The organism is uncultured Campylobacter sp. (assembly GCF_938045405.1).
In the GTDB taxonomy this organism is placed as follows: domain Bacteria; phylum Campylobacterota; class Campylobacteria; order Campylobacterales; family Campylobacteraceae; genus Campylobacter_B.
The window spans coordinates 1-2,250 of record NZ_CALIMW010000042.1 but is presented as its reverse complement, the minus strand read 5'-3'; the positions used below and the strand labels follow the sequence as shown (position 1 = coordinate 2,250).

The following is a 2,250-nucleotide window of genomic DNA, read 5'->3' as shown; positions in this document are numbered from 1 at the left end:
GGCGGCAAGCTAGGTGATCTGCTAAAGCACGACGAGCTGTTTAAGGCTTATCCCGAGCTTAGGGGCGTAAAGGTCGTAAAGATGCAAAGCGACGCTCCATCCGGTGCGATGCTTGCAGAGGAGTTAAAGAAAAAATACCTACTAAAGGACGGGCAGATCAACCGATCCGTCGTCGCCAAAGAGGCGGCTCCTTTCGTCAAAAAAGAATATACTTTTGAAAATTTTAAAGCCGATTTTCCGCAAGGTAAAGCTCAAACTCCAATAGGAGAGGTTAATATCGGCTCGTTTCAATTTAAAAAGCTGCAAATTAAGGGGAGGGAAAAGTATCTTGGATTGATAAAGCCTACCCTAGAAAAACCCTCTTTTATAGTAGATTTCGAAGACACGACTTTCTTTTTCAAGGCTTTTAAGGATGAAAAAGGAGTTGTTAAATTTGCCTCAGTAACAAAAGAGCGCAACGGAGCTATAGATGTAACATCAAACTATCCTATGGCGGGACGTAAATTTGAATTATTAATAAGAGAAGGGAAAGTAAGATATACCGCCCAAAGCTCTGGTGATATAAAATCCTTAGAACACTCTTTGAACGGTGAAGAGATTATATCACAAAATTCAAAAAATGGCAATAATTTAGGCTATTTCGATCCTCAGAGTAACACGATCGCCCTTAAAAATTTAAAAGACAGATCCACGCTGATGCACGAGATCCAACACTGGGTGCAGAGCAAAGAGGGCTTTGCAACGGGCGGTGCTGGCGGCGATGCAAACTACGCGAAGCTGCACGGCGAAGCGGAGGCACGAAATGTGCAGACGCGCCTAGGCTTGGACGATGCCGCAAGAGCGCAGAAAGACCCGCTCAGCACCTTTGACGTTAGCCCGGACGATACGATCGTTTTGAGAGACGGCGGCGTGAACGCAAACGAGGAGCCGCTAAAATTCAGAGCAAGCGAGATCGAAAATATAGGGGGCGAGATCAAAAAGCGCCGCCCAAACATCGAGCAGGAGCTAGAGCAGAGCGTAGAGCAAATTTACAAGGACAGCTACAAAGATCACGACACCGCGGGCGAGGTGCTGGATGCCGTAAGGACGGGCAATTTCGACGCGCTCTCGCAAGGGGTGCAGACGAACCTCTCCGAAAGCCAACTCGCGCGGCTCAAAAAGGACATCGCAGGCGCCAAGCTAACCCACATCAGCCGCGACGGCTTCACATTCAAAAAGCGTGGCAAAAACGGCGACGAGCAGATGATATTCATCGATATGGACGAGGGCGGCAGGGCGCGCATCAATGCGTATTCTAAGGCTCATATCGACGAGAGCATTCGCGCAAACGAGACGATGTTCGATCGCCTTTTCGGCAGTGATGAGGCGCTGAAAAATTATAGCTTTGAGACCAAAGCGAAATTTTTGAATGAGAAAGACCCGATCAAGGCGGAGGAAATTTTAAAAAGAGCCGACAAGAGGGCTTTCAAAGCCAAAATCGCTCAAGAAAGCAAAGCAAAGCAGGAGAAATTACAAGCCGAATACGACCGCGCGGCGCGACAAGCCGATCCTTTCAACCCCGATATGCCTACGATGAACGATCTGCTAGGCAAAACGGATGCGCTTTTGGGTCCATACGGCGGCGCGGACGGCAAGTGGGCGCAGTTTGTCGATACCCTTTGGCGCAAGGGGATTAACAAGTATGAAAACGCGGTAGATCGCATCTTTGAGGGCGAAAATACCCCCGCTTGGGTGAAAAAGGGGATGAGCGTCCTTGATCTGCGAAACGCGGCAAAGCGGCAGATAGACGGCGCGATCGAGAGTTTTTATCGCGAGAGCGCGGCTATTAATGCGCAGGCTCGCACCGCGGCGAGGTATCTCGATAAATTTAATACTGCGCAGAGCGAGCAGCTGTTTAATGCGCTCGACGGCAAGATTGCAAAGGCCGATCTGCCGCAGGAGCTGCAAGCGACCTATCAAAAATTGCGCGATACGATCGATCATAACGCAAACGAGCTCATCAAAGCGGGCGCCCTCAAGCAGGAGAACAAGCTCACCGATTACATCGGACACTACTACGACGAGTATATGCAAAACGAGCGCGGCAAAATAAGCAGGACGCTAGGCAAATTTTACGCTCGAAAAGACCTGAGCGAGGCGCAAAAAAGAGCTCTTGGGCTTCGCACGGACATCAGCTTCGTAGTCGCAAACACCCTCGCAAAGCAGCGGACCCAGCTTCTCAAAGCCCGCGCGCTTGAGGGTATCGCAAAC

General features: G+C 49.9%; 1 protein-coding gene. It reads left to right on the top strand.

Annotation, left to right across the window (positions count from 1 at the left end; all coding sequences use genetic code 11):
• Positions 1-2,250 (top strand): hypothetical protein (locus Q0140_RS01400; protein WP_297960887.1); only part of this gene is annotated, 2,250 nt, incomplete at both ends.